21 protein-coding genes, 1 pseudogene and 1 other annotated feature are annotated in these 20,882 nt (G+C 34.0%); of the genes and pseudogenes, 18 read left to right on the forward strand and 4 right to left on the reverse strand.

From position 1 onward, the window contains the following. Nucleotides 1-9: 9 nt before the first annotated feature. On the reverse strand, nt 10-555 hold the full coding sequence (locus ACFSTA_RS17715) for a hypothetical protein (RefSeq protein ID WP_377558163.1): 546 nt from the start codon (nt 553-555) through the stop codon (nt 10-12). Nucleotides 556-1,228: 673 nt separating this feature from the next. Between ACFSTA_RS17715 and ACFSTA_RS17720 the strand changes: the two are divergent. The 10 genes and pseudogenes from ACFSTA_RS17720 to ACFSTA_RS17765 form a co-directional block, all read left to right on the forward strand. Beyond that, nucleotides 1,229-1,342, forward strand: a pseudogene (locus ACFSTA_RS17720) (AraC family transcriptional regulator); the annotation flags it as partial. Nucleotides 1,343-1,608: 266 nt separating this feature from the next. After that, entirely contained in the window at nt 1,609-2,133 is a 525-nt protein-coding gene (locus ACFSTA_RS17725; RefSeq protein ID WP_377558164.1) for a sigma-70 family RNA polymerase sigma factor, read from the forward strand. Then, nucleotides 2,126-2,992: an LCP family glycopolymer transferase gene (locus ACFSTA_RS17730; RefSeq protein WP_377558165.1), complete on the forward strand. Its 867-nt coding sequence runs from the start codon at nt 2,126-2,128 to the stop codon at nt 2,990-2,992. Before ACFSTA_RS17725 ends, ACFSTA_RS17730 begins: the two co-directional genes overlap by 8 nt. 95 nt (nt 2,993-3,087) lie before the next feature. Beyond that, nucleotides 3,088-3,342, forward strand: a binding site (T-box leader). 56 nt (nt 3,343-3,398) lie between these two features. After that, on the forward strand, nt 3,399-4,640 hold the full coding sequence (locus ACFSTA_RS17735; protein WP_377558166.1) for an MFS transporter: 1,242 nt from the start codon (nt 3,399-3,401) through the stop codon (nt 4,638-4,640). Nucleotides 4,641-4,919: 279 nt separating this feature from the next. Continuing rightward, entirely contained in the window at nt 4,920-5,909 is a 990-nt protein-coding gene (locus ACFSTA_RS17740) for a phosphotransferase enzyme family protein (protein WP_377558167.1), read from the forward strand. Nucleotides 5,910-5,936: 27 nt separating this feature from the next. Beyond that, nucleotides 5,937-6,446 (forward strand): GNAT family N-acetyltransferase, encoded by a 510-nt coding sequence (locus ACFSTA_RS17745; protein ID WP_377558168.1) that lies wholly within the window; start codon nt 5,937-5,939, stop codon nt 6,444-6,446. A 194-nt stretch (nt 6,447-6,640) separates the two neighbouring features. Continuing rightward, entirely contained in the window at nt 6,641-7,417 is a 777-nt protein-coding gene (locus ACFSTA_RS17750; protein WP_377558169.1) for an amino acid ABC transporter substrate-binding protein, read from the forward strand. Beyond that, complete coding sequence (locus ACFSTA_RS17755; RefSeq protein ID WP_377558170.1) at nt 7,404-8,105, forward strand: amino acid ABC transporter permease; 702 nt, start codon at nt 7,404-7,406, stop codon at nt 8,103-8,105. Before ACFSTA_RS17750 ends, ACFSTA_RS17755 begins: the two co-directional genes overlap by 14 nt. Before the next feature lie 15 nt (nt 8,106-8,120). Next, complete coding sequence (locus ACFSTA_RS17760) at nt 8,121-8,867, forward strand: amino acid ABC transporter ATP-binding protein (RefSeq protein ID WP_377558171.1); 747 nt, start codon at nt 8,121-8,123, stop codon at nt 8,865-8,867. Nucleotides 8,868-9,015: 148 nt separating this feature from the next. Continuing rightward, nucleotides 9,016-9,636 carry a DUF3298 and DUF4163 domain-containing protein gene (locus ACFSTA_RS17765; RefSeq protein ID WP_377558172.1) on the forward strand — a complete coding sequence of 207 codons (621 nt, stop codon included), beginning with the start codon at nt 9,016-9,018 and terminating at the stop codon, nt 9,634-9,636. A 183-nt stretch (nt 9,637-9,819) separates the two neighbouring features. On the opposite strand, the gene ACFSTA_RS17770 is transcribed toward ACFSTA_RS17765, so the two are convergent. The 3 genes from ACFSTA_RS17770 to ACFSTA_RS17780 form a co-directional block, all read right to left on the reverse strand. Beyond that, nucleotides 9,820-11,172: a TldD/PmbA family protein gene (locus ACFSTA_RS17770; RefSeq protein WP_377558173.1), complete on the reverse strand. Its 1,353-nt coding sequence runs from the start codon at nt 11,170-11,172 to the stop codon at nt 9,820-9,822. Further along, complete coding sequence (locus ACFSTA_RS17775) at nt 11,173-12,567, reverse strand: TldD/PmbA family protein (protein ID WP_377558174.1); 1,395 nt, start codon at nt 12,565-12,567, stop codon at nt 11,173-11,175. A 906-nt stretch (nt 12,568-13,473) separates the two neighbouring features. Next, nucleotides 13,474-13,788, reverse strand: coding sequence for a hypothetical protein (locus tag ACFSTA_RS17780; RefSeq protein ID WP_377558175.1), 315 nt, complete (start codon nt 13,786-13,788; stop codon nt 13,474-13,476). A gap of 209 nt (nt 13,789-13,997) precedes the next feature. Between ACFSTA_RS17780 and ACFSTA_RS17785 the strand changes: the two genes are divergently transcribed. The 8 genes from ACFSTA_RS17785 (at nt 13,998) to ACFSTA_RS17820 (ending at nt 20,486) form a co-directional block, all read left to right on the forward strand. Further along, nucleotides 13,998-14,552, forward strand: coding sequence for an RNA polymerase sigma factor (locus ACFSTA_RS17785; RefSeq protein WP_377558176.1), 555 nt, complete (start codon nt 13,998-14,000; stop codon nt 14,550-14,552). Continuing rightward, nucleotides 14,549-14,725, forward strand: coding sequence for a hypothetical protein (locus ACFSTA_RS17790; protein WP_377558177.1), 177 nt, complete (start codon nt 14,549-14,551; stop codon nt 14,723-14,725). The genes ACFSTA_RS17785 and ACFSTA_RS17790 overlap by 4 nt, the downstream gene beginning before the upstream one ends. A gap of 88 nt (nt 14,726-14,813) precedes the next feature. Continuing rightward, the gene (locus tag ACFSTA_RS17795) at nt 14,814-15,677 is read left to right on the forward strand and encodes an NAD-dependent epimerase/dehydratase family protein (protein WP_377558178.1); all 864 of its coding nucleotides are present in this window, start codon (nt 14,814-14,816) and stop codon (nt 15,675-15,677) included. Nucleotides 15,678-15,961: 284 nt separating this feature from the next. Next, nucleotides 15,962-16,798, forward strand: a complete 837-nt coding sequence (locus ACFSTA_RS17800) for an SDR family NAD(P)-dependent oxidoreductase (RefSeq protein ID WP_377558179.1) — start codon at nt 15,962-15,964, stop codon at nt 16,796-16,798. Further along, nucleotides 16,798-18,333 (forward strand): AMP-binding protein, encoded by a 1,536-nt coding sequence (locus tag ACFSTA_RS17805; RefSeq protein WP_377558180.1) that lies wholly within the window; start codon nt 16,798-16,800, stop codon nt 18,331-18,333. Before ACFSTA_RS17800 ends, ACFSTA_RS17805 begins: the two co-directional genes overlap by 1 nt. Nucleotides 18,334-18,582: 249 nt before the next feature. Then, complete coding sequence (locus ACFSTA_RS17810) at nt 18,583-19,062, forward strand: DinB family protein (protein ID WP_377558181.1); 480 nt, start codon at nt 18,583-18,585, stop codon at nt 19,060-19,062. A gap of 57 nt (nt 19,063-19,119) precedes the next feature. After that, nucleotides 19,120-19,755 carry a hypothetical protein gene (locus ACFSTA_RS17815; protein WP_377558182.1) on the forward strand — a complete coding sequence of 212 codons (636 nt, stop codon included), beginning with the start codon at nt 19,120-19,122 and terminating at the stop codon, nt 19,753-19,755. Between the two features lie 347 nt (nt 19,756-20,102). Next, nucleotides 20,103-20,486 (forward strand): CPBP family intramembrane glutamic endopeptidase, encoded by a 384-nt coding sequence (locus tag ACFSTA_RS17820; RefSeq protein ID WP_377558189.1) that lies wholly within the window; start codon nt 20,103-20,105, stop codon nt 20,484-20,486. Nucleotides 20,487-20,882 lie beyond the last annotated feature (396 nt).

The following is a 20,882-nucleotide window of genomic DNA, read 5'->3' on the forward strand; positions in this document are numbered from 1 at the left end:
ATTATTAAATTACAGATTTTCATCGTGAGCACCTTTTAGACACATACTTTCACTTCTTACGTTGCCCCACAAGTAACTAAATAATTTTATAAATAATGCACTGATAGTAAAAATGAACATATATGCTATAGATGAAAATCCAATATTCCATCCGTTCATGTATGTGAACACATGAAACTTTATTGAGATCCATTCTATAAGGGTAGTAATCCCACTCCATATGATAATAAATAACAATAAATTAATTCTCTTCATTTCCCATTTTAGAATAAAGTAGGAGAAAAAGTATCCATAAATAGAGTAATTAACTGCATAAACTAAAACATCGAAAAGTTCTAACTTAAGAGAGTCCATGATTTGATAGAAATTAAACGGATAATCGACTCCAGCAATGACATCAACAAATAATCCCATAACAGAAAAGAATAATAGGATTGTTATAGTCATACGTCTAGGAAATATTTTTCGAACTTTAATAAATATTATCATAAGTGATACCAAAGAAATTAGAACAAACCATTCATTTGCATCAAAATTTAATGGGAGTTTAAGCAATATTATCACCTTTCTTCCATGGATTCAGAAGTGATGTAACGGTAAAAAGCAAAGGAAATAAATATTACTGAAAACCACAATAGTGAGGAAAACCACAGATTCCAATGCTGATATTTGAATACTCCTACCTGTTCCACCAATAATTCAGCGAACATTAATATAATGCCTCCTAAAATGGGTATTCCCGCTTTTAGTGGCATTTTTAGCATGTTGTAAAAGTTAATAAAAATGATTATAGTTAGTGGCAATATTAAATTTAGCAAGATTTTGTATGAAAGATAGGGGTCTACTGTCGTTGGTTTCATAATAAATTGTAAATTTGTAACAATAGCGTTAATAATGATACCCGAGCTAATTATTATGAAAAGCCATAATGGTATAATTACAGTTAATTGAAGAGTATTTAATTTCATATATCCAAAGATCATAATGAAAAACAAGCATATAAAAGAAAATGTAACCAAACTCTCACCTTTGGCTATATATTAATTGTTATTATACATAATAGTATTTCCGATCCTAACAGGATTATTACTATTGCCAAATAGGTTTTATACTACTAATGAAACGGTATGTTAGACATACATGTAAAGAAATGAATCGTTATTCTATTGTCGCAATAAAGTATGGGTACAGTTCACCAAATTCATTTACTAGAGCTTTTCGGGGTTCCCCATCGTCACACAACGAACAAGCTAAAGGTCCAGAGATATTGTGGAACGAAAATAAGGATTTAACTTCACCAACGTTTAAAAGTGAAATATGGATACCAGTTTTGAAGAAGTAAGAAAAAGTTGAAGAGCTGTTTCGGCAGTTTTTCTTTTAGTTTTGTGGAATAGTTAGTCAATTGCAAGTTAGAGAATGGTTAGCTCGACATCCCATAAAATTTGGATGGAGAGGGACATTATACTAGAAATATAGTTAAAGCAATTTTATTAGGAAGCTAGATTTAGTTTAATGGAAAAAATATTGATTATTTGAAACCATGAATAACCGGCATTCGTCAAATGAGCAAATCGAAAAAACAGTTCGAGTAGAAGGAAGAGGGGAGTTATGGAGAATAACGTAAAAGAGGGAATATTAGAGGAGATCATGAAAGAACATGGGAGTGATTTGGTTAGGCTTGCATTTAACTACTTAAAAGATCAAGAAACAGCCAAGGATGTGGTTCAAAATACTTTTATTATATGTTATGAAAAATTAGATAGTTTTCGTTTTGAATCATCTATAAAAACTTGGCTATATAGAATTACTATTAATCAATGTAAAGATTATCTGCGAAGCTGGCATTATCGAAAAGTTCATGCTAAAAGTTTTATCGGAAATGTTGTTTCATCCATATCATCTACAACAGAAGATGTAGTGATAAAAGAATCAGCAAATGAAGAGTTGAAAAAGTTTGTGTTTTCCTTGCCCGATAAATATCGAGAAGTGATCTATCTATATTATTATAAATCCTTCACTATTGGTGAGATAGCTGAGGTAACAGAACTAAATGTTAATACTGTTAAAACAAGGATGAAAAGAGCAAAGCATAAATTGAAAATAATAATCGAGGAGGCGAATGCGTATGGATAATAAAGAATTGTTTTCATTTATGGATGATGAAGATTTAAATTTTACAAAACAAGATAGGGTAGAGACCTTACGAAAAATTCAAAATAAGAATGAGTCTAAAACCTCACTTCTTATGTTATTAGGAAAGCGGTATTTTAAACCGGTTATGAGTACAATAACCGTCTTGTTATTATCCGTTGGTTTATTATTATCAACTCTAATATCAGGAAATAATCAAAGTCAAGAAGATCCGAATAATATACAATCTACCTATGGTGAGGTAGGTTCTTATAAGAACGATTCCTTTTCAGTATTAATATTTGGAAAGGATTCAACCAATTATAGATATACTATAAATATTTTATTAACCTATAACGGTGAAGATAAAAGCATACAAATTGTACCAATTCCACGTGATACTTATGTTGAAATATATAACTCGGAAGGAGAAATGGTTCGCGAAGATAAGTTGTCGCATGCTTCAATAAATTCTAATCCTGAAACTGTTTTAACTACAGTGTCAAACCTTTTTGATTTACCAATTGATTATTATTCGGTAATTCCAATTGAAAAAATAAATGAAGCTTTAGAAGTTGATAATAAAATTCAAGAAAATGATATGGAAGATTTAATTAAAGAACGATTAACGTTTCCTGAGCTGAAAAATCTTATGAAAGAAAATAAAACTAATATTCCCAGAGATATATTAAATCAGTTCCAGTTAGGTGATATTTATTCTGAATCTATTCAACTGATAAATCTTAAAGAGGGATTAAAAGATATATATATTGACGGGGTTTATTATGTAGAAGTGAATCAAGATTTTTTAGAAAAGACTTCGAATGCATTAAAACAACATGTAGGTAAGAAGGATAAATGAATGACCTACTAAACGCTTAAGAGATCAAGGTACTGTAAAAAAGTGTTGAAATGTATTTCTATAAATGATAATATTGTAAAAATTATATATTAGAAAATAGTACGATGACGAGAAGAGTAAATGATATCTATTCATCACAGAGAGCTCCGGATGCTGAAAAGGAGTATGAATTGATTTATTGAAACAAGACTCTGAGTATCACGTTGGATTATGGATGATAACGTGACAGCTGCTCCTGTTATAGAGCAAAAGTATAGTAATTCCGCGGAACACTATACTTAGAGAGGTTAATGTGGTGACATATTAACAATCTGGGGTGGCACCGTGATATGAAAAATCTCGCCCCCAAGGCTATTGTCTTGGGGGCGAGATTTTTTTGTTCATATTTTTAGGGAGGTGAAGGGGTTTGGTAGGAAAAATTGCAACTTGGAAATATCCATCAATATTATTGTTTGGTATTGGTATATCAAATGTCGGTGAGTGGGTTTATTTCCTAGCACTTAATTTAATCGTATATGAAATGACAGGTTCACCACTAGCAGTAACCGGTCTTTATATTGTTAAAACTTTGGCTTCATTACTTACAAATTTTTGGGCTGGAAGTATGATTGATCGTCTAAATAAGCGAACTCTAATGGTCTACCTTGATATTTTTCGATCTATAATCATTGCATTAATTCCTTTCATGGCATCTCTATTCTTGATTTACTTTTTTGTTTTTATAGTGAGCATGGCAAGCTCCATCTTTTATCCAACTTCCATGTCATACATTACAAAATTAATACCAGAAGAAAAGAGAAAAAGGTTTAATGCTCTCTTTAGCTTAGTTACCTCAGGTGCTTTTTTAATTGGTCCAGCACTTGCAGGCTTATTATTTATGGTTGTTACTCCACTGGTTGCAATATTTGCTAATGCAATCGCATTAATGTTTTCAGGAATAATTACACTTTTAATGCCTGATCTGGAAAAACAACAGAACTTTTCTTCAGGAAAGAGCGTATTATCAATTGAAATACTAAAAGAAGATTGGAATATAGTTTTTAAATTTAGCTTTCGCCATCGTCGTACCATGATAATCTATTTTTTGTTTAGTTGTGTGATGGTAATAATGGCAAGTGCAATCGACTCCCTCGAAGCAGCCTTTGCCAAACAAGTACTTGGTTTATCAGAAAGTGACTATGGTTTCTTAGTGTCCATAGCCGGAGCAGGTATTGTTGTAGGGGCAGTTACAAACTCGCTATTAGTAAGTAAAATTAGAACCTTATTACTCATTGGTTTCGGTCCTGTATTCGTTTCGATAGGCTATATTATTTACGCCTTTTCACATTCCATTCTTTTTGCGGGAATAGGTTTTTTTGTATTAGCATTTTTTATCGCATATGCGAATACTGGGTTCTTAACATTTTATCAAAACAATATCCCTGTGACGATGATGGGAAGAGTCGGTAGCATTTATGGATTAATGGAAGCAGTTCTAATAATAGTAGCTACTAGTATTATGGGACTTGTAGCTGAAAATATTTCTATCCAACTTACAGTAATTTTCGGTGTTTTAGTAATGTTGATTTTATCTTTGGTCTTATCGGTGTTTTGCTTTGTATCTTCAAAAAGTAGTAATAACGAGATCAACCAGAGAAAGATTCAATAATGTTCAGTCATAAGGTTTACTAGTCCAGAATTTTTTGAACTTAAACAAGGGGATTGTGGTAACATGAAAGTGACGTACGAGCATATTACAATAATAGTGATAACGTAAAGAGGATTAGTTGGATTATTGAAGGTGTTGAAGACGCAATTGACTATAAGGGAAATGAATTGTCAAAAGACGAGATTACTTTGATTACCTCCTCTATAAGAAAGTAGAAGGGATGAAGATCATTTGTTACTGGTAATCATAATAAAAGCTTTAATTTAAGGATAAGGTGATATGATGGACAACATTCTTTTATCGAAAGGTGCAAAGAGATTTGGTGTAAAAGTATCTGATCTAGAATTAATCGGTGGATTCTCTAATAATGTATTTGAATGTAAAAGTACTAAGCAGAATTTTATATTAAAATTTTATCTAAGTACGATCTATGAAAAAAGCTCAATTGAGGCAGAAATAGATTGGATATCGTATTTACTTATGTCAGATCTACATGTAACGGCTCCTATACCTTCTCAAGATGGGCATTTAATGGAAATATTACCATTGGATCATGGGGAAGCGTGTTATGTTGTAGGTTTTGAAAAAGCGAAGGGTGCTTTTATAGACATTTCATCCCCACATGATTGGAATACAGATTTTTACTATAGATGGGGAAAAACGTTGGGAAGAATACATTTCTTATCAAAAAAATATAAACCAAGTAATCCTAGAATTAGAAGACAAGATTGGAATAAAGGAAAAATTTTTATAGAAGAAAATGGTGTAACAGATGGAGTGCGACAAAAGTGGGATATGTACATTAAGGAACTTGAACAGTTGCCCAAAGGTGAAAATGCTTACGGTATGATACATAATGACTTACATCATAAAAATTTCTATATAGATAATAGTAAAATTATATTATTTGATTTTGGTGATTGTGAATATAATTGGTTTGTTTATGATATTGCAATAGTGATATATCATGCGTTACAAACTATGAATGGTAATGGTATCCAGCAACGAAGGGAATTTGCACGGCTTTTTATGAACTCTTTTATAGAAGGATATCATACAGAAAATCAATTGTGTGTTGAGTGGATAAATAAATTGCCCTTCTTCTTAAATTATAGACAATTATATTCCTATATGTATTTTTCAAAATTCCTTACTCAGGAGCAAAAAAATAATAAAAAAATAAATCAGATCCTTCACAGTATGAAGCATAAAATAGAAAATGATATTCCTTACATAGATTTTCAACTTGAAATTGGTTTGTTTACGTGAAGTGAAAGGTCAGGGGATGGTTCCCAAATGGATATTTCTTTATCTTTAATCCCGTATGAGGATAAAGCAATTTTAAACAATTTAATTCAACTTTATAGGTATGATAGTAGTGAATTTGATGGACACATATTAAATTACCATGGATTATATTCATATAAATATATAGACCATCAATGGACGGATAGTTATCGGCGCCCATTTGTAGTAAAAGTAAATGGTGAAATTGCGGGTTTTGTCTTAGTGATCCTTGATGTACCAAGGGAATATGTCAAACTCAGTACTTCTGTGAAAACAAACGTTATAAGTGATTTTTTCATCATGAAAAAATATAGAAGAAAAGGGGTAGGAAAGGAAGTTGCATTTTCGTTGTTTAACCAATTTAAAGGTTTTTGGGAAATTCGGCAAACGGAAGCAAATAAAGAAGCTTATATTTTTTGGAAACATGTAATTATTGAATATACAAACAGTAGCTTGATACATGAAAAAATATTAAACAACGAAAAGTGGCGTGGGCCTGTAATTGTATTTGAATCATAAATCATCCAGATACCTAAGATATCATTTAAAAAGTGTCATGCTAATTCCATATTCAACCCTTTTATAGTCAGCTATGTGCTGGCTATTTTTTGTGAGCAATTCTATTTGATGAATAATTCCTTCATTTATCTAAAAAATAAGTCATAGAAACTATTCCTTATAGAAACATACAAAATCGATGGGAGTTTATTACGATGAAGAAATTTTTAGGTCTATTGTTCCTTACATTTACAGTATTCATGACTGCATGTGGTGCAGATGATACTGGGGAATTATATGATGAAATAATGGATAAAGGAGTAATATCTGTTGGAACAGAGGGTACGTATGCGCCATTCACTTTTCATAATGAGCAAGATGAGTTAACGGGATATGATGTAGAAGTGATAAGAGAAATTGCTGATCGGATGGGGGTTGAAGTAGATTTTAATGAAACAGCATGGGATTCGATGTTTGCTGGATTAAATGCAGCACGCTTCGATGTGATTGCTAATCAAGTTGGGATAGACCCAGATCGACTCGAAAATTATGATTTTTCAGTTCCGTATACCGTGTCATCTGCTGTTGTAGTTGTTCCAGAAGACAATACAGACATAAATTCGTTTGAAGAATTAGAAGGGAAAAGATCTGCCCAATCCTTAACGAGTAACTTTGGAGCAATCGCAGAGGAAAATGGGGCAGAATTGGTTAGTGTTGAGGGACTGTCCCAGTCAATAGAATTAATTAGGCAAGGTCGTGTGGATGTAACGGTAAACGATCGACTAGCAGTGTTGGATTACTTGAATCAACAACAAGATGCAGGAGTGAAAATTGCAGTACGAGAAGAAGAAGTATCCGAATCTGCATTTGCTTTTAGAAAAGGAAATGCAGAATTAGTTGAGGCATTTAATGAACAGCTGGAAGCGATGAAAGAGGATGGAACGTTAGCAGAAATCTCTGAAAAGTGGTTTGGTGAAGATGTTTCCGAGTAATATACTTTTAGCAATTACGGGAGATATGGAGGGATGGGAGTTGTTTAAGAATTCCCTTATCCCGATGATTCAAGGTGGGATTAGGTACACGATTCCACTTACCTTAATTTCATTTACAATAGGTATAATCATTGCGCTAGTTACTGCGATCATGCGTTTATCAAAAAATAAAATAATAACATTACCTGCAAGAATTTATGTATCTGCTGTTAGAGGGACCCCACTTCTAGTCCAATTATTTATTGTGTTTTTCGGTTTAGGGAGTATTGGGTTAACTATTGAGCCATTCCCTAGTGCTGTAATTGCATTTTCTCTAAATGTTGGAGCATATGGTTCGGAGATTATACGAGCTTCAATTTCCTCCATTCCTAAGGGACAATGGGAAGCAGCGCAAACAATTGGTATGAATTATACCCAAGCGCTTAAACGAATTATATTACCGCAAGCTACTAGAGTTTCCATTCCTCCTTTATCGAATACATTTATTAGTTTAGTCAAGGATACGTCGCTGGCATCACTAATATTAGTAACGGAATTATTTCGTAAAGCACAGGAGATAGCAGCAAGGACCTATGATTTCATGCTCCTTTATATAGAGGCTGCCCTATTGTATTGGATCATTTGTTTTGTGCTTTCCATCATTCAAGACCAAATTGAAAATCGCTTAAATCGTTATGTTGCTCGTTAATGAGGAGGAAAAGTAGTGTTTTTATCAGTAAAAGGATTAACAAAGGCTTTTGGAGAATTACAAGTATTAAATAGTATTGATCTAACTATAGATGAGGGCAACATTATAACGATTATCGGTCCATCTGGGTCGGGAAAAACAACACTACTTCGATGCTTAAATGCTTTAGAAATACCCGACCAAGGTGTTCTTTCGTTTCACGACGGTTTTGAAGTGAACTTTGGTCAAAAAGTAAGTAAAAAACAACTCAGCAAGCTAAGTCGTAAAGCAGGAATGGTGTTTCAATCATACAATTTATTTCCTCATAAAACTGCATTGGAAAATGTTACGGAAGGCCCGCTGATTGTACAAAAAAGAAAGAGGGATGAGGTATTACAACTTGCAAAAAGTATATTAAATAAAGTTGGTTTAGGTGATAAAATGGACCTGTATCCTCATCAGTTATCTGGAGGACAGCAACAACGAGTTGGAATTGCAAGAGCACTGGCAATTGAACCGGAATTAATGCTTTTTGATGAGCCTACGTCTGCATTAGATCCGGAGTTAGTTGGTGATGTATTACAGGTTATAAAAGATTTAGCAAATGAAGGATGGACCATGGTGATTGTGACACACGAATTGAAATTTGCTGAACAAGTTTCAGACACGGTTATTTTTATGGATCATGGACAAATTGTTGAGCAAGGACATCCGAGTCAAGTATTGAAATCCCCAACCCAAGAGCGAACAAGTAAATTTATAAAACGGGTGATAAATCCGTAAGCGGTTTAAAGTTAAGTGAAAAATTTCGGTGCCTGGGAAAGTGGAAGAATAGTATTCATATGGAGGTGTTGACGTTAGCAACTTCTACTGTCACTTCCAAATTCATCCTGAATATAATGTGTTAAAGCCCATTAAAGGATGGATAACTATGTCTGTTACACTGCCAGTAAATATAAAGACGGAATGGATTAGTAGTGGTTCCGATAAAAACGTTTATTTCCCCCAGGTGTATGCCATGAATAATCAAGGATTACAAAGATATATTAATCAATCAATAGCCGACCAAACGCAACAATTAATCGATCAACAAGTTGGTAATATGCCTTCTACTGTAGAAGAAATGCTAGGAACTTATGAGATTAAAAATAACCAGCGAAATGTTTTAAGTTTATCTCTTTCTAATTATACGTATCATTATCGAGCTGCACATGGGATGACATTTATTAAGTCACTGACATTCGACTTAGAAAAAGAAAAGCATGATAAGCTACAAGACTTATTCAAGCCTGGAAGTGATTATGTAAAACGACTTTCGACTTTGATTGACCAGCAAATCAAACAACGGAATATACAATTACTTGATGATTTTACAAGTATTCGTCCTGATCAAGACTTTTACATCGCTGATAAAACACTGGTGATATATTTTCAACTATATGAAATTACACCCTATGTCTTTGGCTTCCCAATGTTTCCAATCTCGGTTTATGATATACAAGATATTATTGCAGAAGACGGACCACTTGCCCGCATGGCACAAAATAATTAAATTGACTTCCAGAGTTAGACCTCTTTCTGAATAGGGAGAGGTCTATTTGAATTAGTTAAATATGATCGAAACCACTTCCTATATAAAACTGGAATCATAATCATTGCATAGGGTGCCTGGCACCGACAAATTTCGACATTACGAACAAGAACTCCTCGTTGCTGAGGAGTTCTTGTTCGTGGTTTAATCTACTGCTATGGATAAGTTCTTTACCTTCAGAGAAGGTGAGTCAACGTATCCGAAAGCATCCATTGGTGAGAATATTAGATCTGAGCCTACCTTTTCTACGTCTTGCAACATCTCAAAGAAATTCCCAGCAACTGTCATTAGGTTGGTTGGTCCAACGATTTTACCATCCTTTACATAATATCCATTCGCTGCAAGGGAAAAGTCACCTGAAATTTGATTTGCTCCCGAATGTAGACCAGCTAAATCGGTAATGATGATTCCTTCTTCGAGATTAGCATATAGTTCCTCATACGAATCCTCATTAGGTACTACATATAAGTTGGAAGGACTAACACCAATGGTGTCTTTATAGGAAGCCTTATGTCCGTGACCGGTTGACTTGACGCCGTCTTTTTTGGCTGTTTTTAAGTTGTGGAAGAATGATTTTAGTTGCCCTTTTTCCACAACAGTTAATTCTTTCGTAGGAACACCTTCTGAATCAAACGTTCCACTCCGAATTCCATCTGGCAGAAATGGATCATCAGTTAGTGTAACGTATTCTGAAGCGATTTTTTCATTTATCTTTCCTTTTAATCTTGATTGACTTTTTTGCACTTTTTCTGCTGAGAAAGAGGGTGCAAAGGTAGCTAAAAGGGTAGATGCTGCGTTATTGCTGATAACAACCGGATAGTTCTTGTTTGGATAGGTTTTACCACCTAAAAAGCTTAGTGACTTTTCGACTGCCTCTTTTGCGAATGTTTCTGCGTTCAGAGATGCGAAATCCTTTGTGAGTTCGAAATGAAAGTCGGCCTTGATTTCCCCTCCATCTTTTACAACAACAGAAAAGACGACATACATTAGGTTGTTCCTATCCTTTAATTCGAGACCTTTATTATTAAATAATGCTTTTTCAATCGATTTGTCATAGATGCCTGCATAATCAGTTTGTACGACTCGAGGATCATACTCATAAATTTCCTTCTCGACTGCCTTTAAGAAGGCAATTTTATCTTCTGTTGTTACTTCAGAAAGGGCAGGGGAATAAAAGTCCATTTCCTTATAATCTGCATTTCCTTCAAATAATTCTTCTGGCTCATCCTCAATTAAAACAGCGTTTACCTTTAGATTCTCTAGTAAAAATGATACAGATTCTTCATCCAGTTTCTCTGTGTAGGCATAACCCATTTTTCCATTGTAAAGACCACGGACGGATACACCACTAACGGAGGAGGATTGATAATCGTCAATTTCTCCTTTGAAAATTTCACAAGAGAAACTTTCTTGTTTTTCGTAATAGAGTTCTAGATCCGTCATTCCGAGTTTATATCCTGCTTCAAAGACTTGGTTGCGAAATGTAATTAATTCCATTTAGTTTGCCTCCCTTCCGCCGACAGTAATTTCACTTACACGAAGCATTGGCTGGCCGACATTTACTGGTATACTTCCACTTGCTGCACCGCACATTCCAGCACCATGTCCGAGGTTATTTCCGACCATATCGACTTTTTGAATAGTTTTTGACCCGTTTCCAATAAGAGTTGCTCCTCGTAAGGGTTTATCAATTTTTCCATTCTTCACTAAATAGGCTTCGTTGATAGCAAAATTGTAATCCCCAGTAGCTGGATTTACAGATCCACCACCCATATATTTCGCATAAATTCCATGTTCGGTATTAGCGATAATATCTTCTGGAGTTGATTTTCCAGGTGCTATATAGGTATTGGTCATACGGGAAGTTGGAGCGAATTTATAAGATTCCCTTCTCCCAGATCCAGTAGATTCTGATTCCATTCTTCTAGCATTAAATTTATCAATCAAGTAACCTTTTAAAATACCATTTTCAATTAATACATTTTTGCGTGCTTTTTCACCTTCATCATCGATGTTAATGGAACCCCATTCATTGGTAATCAAGCCGTCATCAATGTATGTAACAAGGTCTGAAGCGACTTTTTCGCCAATTTTATTCGCAAACACAGAGTTGTTTTTAGCAACAGAGGAAGCTTCTAGACCATGACCACATGCTTCATGGAAAATTACTCCGCCAAACTCATTGTCAATAATGACTGGGAATTTACCACTTGGTGCCGGTTCTGCGTGTAGCATTGTTACGGCAATGCGAGCTGCTTCTTTTGCATAATGATTAAGATCTAATCCTTCAATATATTCAAATCCCTGGTGTGCACCTGGACCATAAAAACCTGTTTGCATATCACTTCCATTAGAAGCAACTGCTTGAATTGCTAGTCGACTTCTTACACGTTTGTCTTCAACATATGTTCCTTCTGAATTGGCGATTAATACGTTTTGTTCTTCATCCATTAAGCCAATGATAGCTTGGGAAATGGATGGATCGTAATTACTGACAATTTCATTAGCATTCCGCAAGACAGCTAGCTTACGAGTTTTTTCCACACTATTTGGCATTAGTTCAATAGGATGTAAATTCTCGAATGTTTGTGTTTCCATCGGTAGTATGATGTTCTTCTCACTATTGGAACCTTGAATTGCCTTTGCTGCTGTTCGTGCAGCTTTTAGAAGCCCTTCTTTTGAAAAATCATTTGTATAGGCATACACGCTGTGTAATCCTTTGAAGATTCGAATGCCAACACCGAAATCTCGTCCTGATAAACTTTTTTCCAATCTGTCACTTTGAAATACCATATTATTTGTGAAGCGATCTTCCACAAATACTTCAGAAAAGTCGCCACCGGTGGTAAGGGCAGCAGAAAGAACATCTTGAATAAGTGCTTTGTTAAGCATGTGATTCCTACTTGTTTAAAAATTTAGAAAATTTAACATACTATAATTATATAGGAACGGTGAATATAATGCATGTAATGGAACAGATTGCTTCCGTATATAATTTTGTATTCATAGTATATAATATTTCTAATAATCGAACATTAATCCGAAGTATGAGTTGTTATCCGACTTAAGACTGACTTTGAATGCGAAAGATGGGGCGATTTTACTTATACAGGAAAGCTTTCTTTGGCAATAGGATTATATTGTGAAGTAGGTGAGCGAACTCCAAGTAGGCATATTAGAGTAAAAAAACATCCATTACGGATGCTTTTTTGAGGAGGTATCTGGATTCAAACACTTTACTTATTTCTGCTTTATGTTATATGGAGGTAGTTATTTCTATATGGCACTAATTTAGAATGAACTTTTTAACTAATCCCACACTTAAAGGGAACAAATTAACAGATATTAGATTTATTAAGTGCTGTTTTACTGAATAGGAGGTATTATTTTATATTTAACATTATTTCTTGTGCCCCGTTATTTGCTGTAATAGTCGCTTACCCTCTGCTGTTAAATACACATTCTTGTCCTTTAGTAGTTGCCTAGCTAAATTCGTTGTCATTTCTTTCCTTGTTGCCATAAGGTTCACTCCTTTCCATTCTACAATAGTAATGTATTCAACCATTGTAGAACGGAAAAGGACAAGTGAACTAAAAAAAACGTGGAAATTCAAAATGTACATTTGTCGAAAAATGTCGGTGCCTGGCACCTTTATTTTTGTTTGAAATAATCTGCAAATGCATGGAATATTTCTATTCCTTGATACGTAAACAATGTAAGTGCTGTAAATGAAAACAATCCGATTAATATCATTCTAAAGACCATTTTTCTTTCCTCCTTTGAATAAGACTTCGAAGGTTATTTATTCAAAGGAACTGTGATCACGTAATTTGACTGATAAAAAACGGGTGTAAGTAATTTTAATCTTTTCGCAATAACTAGTAAAAAAGTGGCTGTTTGATGAACGATCAGGATAATTATAATTGTCGTAGCCAGTACAGTAATATGTGAAACTTTATCATTTTTTCCATTTTGAATTGGAGAATAGTCTATAGAGCTTTGATTTTCTAAAATGTTATCTTGAGCTGTTGTGATCTGCTTATAATCATCTACAATCACTTGAAAAATAGAACAATAGACTATAAGGATTAATATAGCGATATTTCTTTTCATTATTTCACTCCCTCTGTAAGGGTATATAATAAATTTATTCATCGAATTTCGATAAAGAAGTTGTTTATCAACTATACCATACTTGATGAAGAAAATTAAATACCTTCCTTTTTTATCCAATTTTGTGAAAAGGAAGGTATGTGGAAAAATATGTCGAATATTAACAGTATAGAGAGAAAAAGTAATAGGGTTATGAGGGGGAAGGGGATTTGAAGAAAAGCACAATCATAACTCAAAAAGATAATTATGAGAAGACCCTATTCGAAATGTTTTATGATCGGATTTTTAGAACTGCTTTATATATTGTTAAAGATGAACATCTTGCCCAAGATGTGGTTCAAGAAACCTTTGTGAAAGCATTCCGGAAAATTAATACGGTAAAGGATGGCGATAAAGTAGGTGCGTGGCTTGGTTCCATTGCTACGAGAACTTCAATTGACATTTTACGAAAAAGAAGAAACTATTTACCATTAGATAACGTCAATATAGATGAACGGGTAAGTAATGGTGTAGAAAACTTTCCTGTTGAAAATATAGTGGAAGAAAAATTATTAAAGGAGCTCCTACAGAAAAATATACGTATATTGGAGCCCTCCGAATACAGAGAAATTATTCTACTGAAGTATGAATATGAATTGAAAGATAGGGAAATTGCCGAAGTACTTGGGATATGTACGAATACTGTAAAAACAAGGTTAAGACGGGCAAGGCTAAAACTAAAGACGATTTTACAAGAGAAAGTGAAGGAGGAAGATTATCTGTGAGCGATCATAATAATGATCATTTTGATTTATTTATAAAAGAAGTGCTTGGTTACGAACTAGATAATTCTCCAACTCCACCTTTGTCTAAAGAAGAGGCTTGGCAACGAATTAAAAATGAACTCCGTGAATACAAATTGAAGGATGGTAGATTAAACTGTATACGTGGTTTCTAAATTCCGTTTGTTTTACGAGGCTACGAAATTTTCAATAGATACAGAATCTAGTATAATTTTTGTTATAAAGCGGAGAGGGGTAATTGAAATGAAAACGGCATTGGTATTTGGTGGCACACGCTTTTTTGGTGTGAATTTAGTTCAATCGTTATTGGATAAAGGTGTACAGGTTACGATTGCAACCAGGCAAAACAGTACAGACCCCTTTGAGGATACAGTGGAACGTTTGAAGTTGGACCGATTTGATGAAGCGTCAGTTAAAAATGCCGTAGAAGGAAGAGAATGGGACGTCGTTTTTGATCAACTGTGCTTTTCCTCTAAGGATGCTAAAGTCGCAACCGATGCTCTAGAAGGAAAAATTAAACGCTACATATTTACTTCAACGCTATCTGTATACGATCAGGGTCAAGAAATGCCTGAAGAATTATTTGATCCATTTACATATAATTTGAAAATGGTAACCAAAGAAGAGGTGACATATCAAGAAGGAAAGAGGCAAGCGGAAGCTTATTTCTTTCAACATGCCTCTTTTCCTGTTGTTGCTATGCGAATTCCTATTGTACTTGGGGAAGAGGATTATACGGAAAGACTATTACACTATGTAACTAGTGTGAAAGAAGGAAAAGCTGTTTATTTTCCGAATCCAAATGCAGAAATGGGTTTTATCTACCAATCCGAGGCAGGGGATTTCCTGTCTTGGATAGCAGAGACTGATTTCACAGGGCCTGTTAATGCCTGTGCTGATGGAAGTATCTCAATGAGAGATTTGATGAACTTAATCAGTGAAAAAGTCGGTAATGAAGCTACGATCACAACTGAGAATAATGAATTATTGTCACCATATGGCATAGAAGAAACTTGGACTATGAGTAATGATAAAGCCACAAAAATAGGGTATTCTTTTAGTCATTTGAATGAATGGTTGCCTGGTTTAGTTGCTAAACTAGGTTAACAAGGGATAGGCATAGGACACTTGTGAATTTACCAATTTGCAAGTGTTTTTCTATGATATCGATCATCAGGATTAGGAAGTTAGTGTTAAAATGGGTAATATAGCATGGCTAACAGGTAAAGGGACATGAATGAAAAGAGTCATTCTTAATTATGAGAGGACGTTACATATCTCATTTGTCTGGATACTAGTATTTTTATTCTTCTTTTTAGGTTAGTGTGTAAATACAGGGAAGTTTGGCATGCAAGTCATGTGAAATTAATTATTATGAAAAAGGTGTTCTCATGTATAAATACAGTTTCCTAGAATCATGTTTATTCTTACCTACATATTTGAATGAAAAAAAGCTTCAAAATAGTCTTCAGGGCAAAACTGTTTTGATTACAGGTGCTACTTCTGGAATTGGAGAACAGTTAGCTTATAATCTTGCAGAGGTAAATTGTTATGTGATATTAGTAGGAAGAAGAGAAGAAAAGCTTTTGACAATGAAACAAGATATGGAAAAGCATGCTGCTTTGGTAGGAACGTATCGAGCAGATCTCAGAAACAAGGAAGAGATAGAAGGACTATTAGAATTTCTTAAAAATCTCCCAAATGGCTTGGATTTTATTGTAAGTAATGCCGGACACTCGATCAAACGATCTATTAATGATTCACTTGATCGCTATCATGATTTCACTCGAACAATGGCTATCAATTACTTTGCACCAGTACAATTACTGCTATCAGTTATTCCCCTTCTAAAAAAAAGTAAGGGTCAGATTATTAATGTTTCTACGATAAATACCTTATTATCTCCTATGTCACATTTTGCTGCATATCAAGCATCGAAAACAGCATGTGATGTATGGTTAAGATCTGTAGCTCCAGAGTTGAAGGAAGCTGGAATTACAACAACTACAATATATCTTCCTTTAGTAAAAACACCTATGATACAACCCACAACTGCTTATCGCAATATGCCTGCAATGTCAACGGATCATGTTGCTAAAATCATTTGCAAGTATATGTATAAAAGAAAGAAAAAATATCAGCCTTGGTGGTTGTTATTTGGACGTATACTATCTATTTTTCTAAACGATATCCCATTTTATTCGGTGGCAAAAAGGAGCAAGAAATAATGAAGGTAGTAAAATTAATTTATGTATTATATAAAATTAAATTACTTTCGCCATTAGGAATGTATCGGTTATTAGTTTCATTTTATAGGTACGGTATTAATTTAATGACTTTATTACATATTGCTGAAAGGAAATATGCTGACCATGTCGCACTATTGGATGATATGGAGACATTAAATTATAAGCAACTTTTGTCTCAGTCTAAGAAGCTGGCTTATTGTTTAAAAGAAGATAGTCACATTGAAAAGGGACAGAAGGTTGGAATATTATGTAGAAATCATGCTTCACTTGTAAAATCTATTTTTGCTTTATCACAATTAGGAGCAGATATCTATTTGCTCAATACAGAAATAAGTAAAACTCAATTTCATAAGTTTGCCAATCGGCACAATTTTAATGTTGTTATATTTGATAATGAGTTCGGTTCATATATGGAACAATCTCATGATATAAGCAAAAAGATATTAAGCTATCATCATCATTTACCTGCTATTAACAACTTTCTTCATTCTAATTACGACGAAGTACGGAACTTAGAACGTACTTCGATGGGAAAAATAGTACTACAAACTAGTGGAACAACTGGAACTTCCAAAGAAGCGGCACATAAACCATCACTATTCAATTATTTAAATCCTTTTGTCGAATTAATTAGTCGCTTACAGTTAATCAACTATCATACTGCCTATGTAGCTACTCCCATTTACCATGGCTATGGGATAGCTATTTTACTATTATTTATCCCATTAGGGAAAAAAGTAGTAATAAGCAGTGATTTTGATTCAAAAAAAGCTTGTCATTTAATTCGTGAACACCAGGTTGAGGTAGCTACAGTCGTCCCGTTAATGCTGCAAAGAATGTTAAGTACGAATTCTGAGGATTTAGGCACCCTTTCTTGTGTAGCCTCAGGTGGCGCAAAATTAAGTGAAGAATTAGTAGATAATACGGTTCGTGCGTTAGGAAATGTGTTGTACAATCTATATGGAACTTCTGAAGCGGGATTAAATATTATCGCAACACCGCAAGATTTAATGTATTCCACATATACCATAGGTAAAAAAATTAAGGGTGTACGATTAAAAGTGCTAGATGACAACTGGAAAGAAGTTCAAGTTGGTAAAATAGGACAAATTTGTATCAGAAATAAATGGTCGATGAGTAATAAGAATAGTTCCTGGATTGAAACAGGAGATTTAGGCTACAGGGATGATCACGGCTATTTCTTTTTAAGAGGAAGAACGGATGATATGGTTGTTTCAGGTGGTGAAAATGTCTACCCTATAGAAATGGAACATGTTCTCCTAAAGCATCCATTCATTGAGGATGTAGCGGTAATTGGGGTAAGCGATGAACAATTCGGGGAAAGGTTAAAGGCAATAGTATTGCCGGTTCGGAACACTTGCCTTACAGAAAAAGAAATTCTTGAATGGCTACGTACTAAGGTTGCTAGGTTCCAGATGCCGAGAGAGGTAGTTATAGTACAACAAATGCCTTACACCAACTTAGGTAAGCTCGATAGGAAGAAGCTTATATAATACGCATTTTATTCAGAAATTTACGAATAAACAAAGGGTAATATGTTAATATGGGATTAAATATATGTATAAGAATATAGAAATTCATGAGTTTGGAGAGGAGTTGCCATGCATGGTTCCTAAGAAATGGTCGAAAAATAAGAATAGATTGAATCAAATATGATGACTTTGTAATACTAAAAAGTAAACTAGAACAATATGAAATTTCTATTAGATAAAATTTGGAAAACTATTAAAGGAGTGAGCAATTTGGTACATGTAAATGATATTTTAGCTGATCAGTTTTTAGCAAATGCAAACGATCCTAGTTTTTACCTTCCTTTCTCAAAAGCTGTTGAGAATATATTAGAGGAAGAGGCCTTTTGGAAGCCGAATGAAGATTGTCATAGTATTGCAGAAATCACCCAGCATTTACTTTATTGGAATGAAACCTGGCAAACTCGATATGAAAATTCGGATGTTCAATCAGTTGCTCCCTTGGCAGATAATGAAGATAGTTTCATTATTCCTAAGGATCTATCATTTGAGGCATTGAAAGGTAGAATGCTAGAGGTATTGTTGAAGTGGCAAACGTTATTAACAGAGGAACAAGTAGAAAGCGATGTAAAAGGATATCCAGCTGATGCACAGTGGTGGGAGTTATTAGGAAATGTAATGACTCATAACGCATACCATATCGGTCAAATTATTTACGTTCGTAAACTACAGAAAAGTTGGTATAAACGATAAATTATTCAGTTGTTTTTTGAGGTTAATATGATAGTAACGAAACGAGGGGGAGGGAAAATGAGTATGTCAAAATCGTTATCTCAAAAAGGTAGTAAGCGGGATAGGGATTTGGATGAAGAGAAAATACCTTTTCGTGAAAGTAGAATACATTTAAGCACAACATTATTCCTTCTTATAGGTTTTCTAATTAGCTTTGTGCCAAGCGAGAATTGGTTACTTATGACATGTAATGTGCTCATAGCTTTACTTGGTGGAGTTGTATTGTTCTTTTTTTGGAGGATCCATCAATATTACCGGGCCAAATATTATTCTATTGTAACTTATGTCATGCTTAATACATTAGCAATCTATTTCTCCATTCCGATTATTCGTATGACATATGGAACAGTAGGGTTTTGGATTTGTATAGTGCTTTTGACTTTTTTAGTATTGTTCCCATATATTTTTTCTGAATTAGCTGCAGGTACTATCCTGAAACCTTCTGAATCCAAACTGGGTACATTCTTCTTGATTTATATTGTAGCAGTAGTATTGTTTGGATCGATTCTTTACGCGAATTTTCAAGGAAATGACAACCCAAACGCATTCGCATTAGCAATATTTTCTTTCTTACTAGCTATTTTCTTCTTTGTGCTAGCCCCTATTGTATTGCTGAAATTTGAGAAAATGACACAATATCGAGTTTATAAGTAATGGATAGGGGATGTTTCCTACACGATCTTTACATGCACCTTACATTAATACAACGTTTCTGAGGGGGGATCACGATAAATAAAAGTTTAAGTAAACATTATATTTGGCTGTATTTCTTATTATTCTTTTTATTGTGGTGTTATAGGGAGTTATGGTTCATTCAGTTTTTAGACTTGATGGAACCATTTTATAAAGCATTTGCATCGGCATTAATTAAAATATGTATCTGGATCATACCGGTTATCTTACTCGTTAAATTTGTTGAAAACAAAAATCCATTTACATACTTAGGTTTACGCCATAATGTTTATAAAGGTTTGAAGTGGGCAGGTTGGATATCACTAACCATGGCAATATACTTTGTAGTACTGAATCTATTAATATTAAAAAATGAATTTAATTTTAATTTGGGATTTAATAGTTGGTTAAATATAATTATTCTAGTAGGTATAGTAGAAGAATTGGTTTTTAGAGGATTTTTGTTGAAAAAGCTTACTGAAACATATACTTTTTGGAAAGCAAATATGGTGACATCAAGCCTTTTCGTTTCGATACATTTCCCTATATGGTTTTATAAAGGATTATTTGAAACTCCTTCTATTTTTAATGCGATATTTACAGTATTTATTATAGGTTTCATATTTGGGGTTATTTATAAAAGAACCAATTCCCTTTGGTCTGTGATCATTATTCATTCCATGTATAACTTGTTCCTTTCAATTTTTCATTAAACTATTTTTTGTATAGTTAGCTGTTATTTTTACATAGAATGCGACATAACTTTTGTGTAGATTTACTTTCACAGCCTAATTCAATAGTGTGCTACAAAACCGCTCCGTCAGAATACTTCGCTGATGGTTATCTTCTGATTAGGAATAGTGTTAGCCCATGCTATAAACGTTTTGTGGAACTCTTTCTAATGGAATAGAATACATGCCATGAAATTGAAGCGCACTATTCTAGCGGAAGAAATACACGAAGACTCCTGCGGGAGGAAAGGCGAGGCTGCTGAAAAAGTCCAGAAAAAGTCGAAGGTATACCCAAAAAGCTTCTGATTTAGATTATAATAGAACTAATATACTTGAAGCGGTGATTAAAATGTTAGAAAGACAACCATCTTTTCCATT

Origin of the sequence: Ornithinibacillus salinisoli, from assembly GCF_042684965.1 — a bacterium.
GTDB classification, from domain to species: domain Bacteria; phylum Bacillota; class Bacilli; order Bacillales; family Amphibacillaceae; genus Ornithinibacillus; species Ornithinibacillus salinisoli.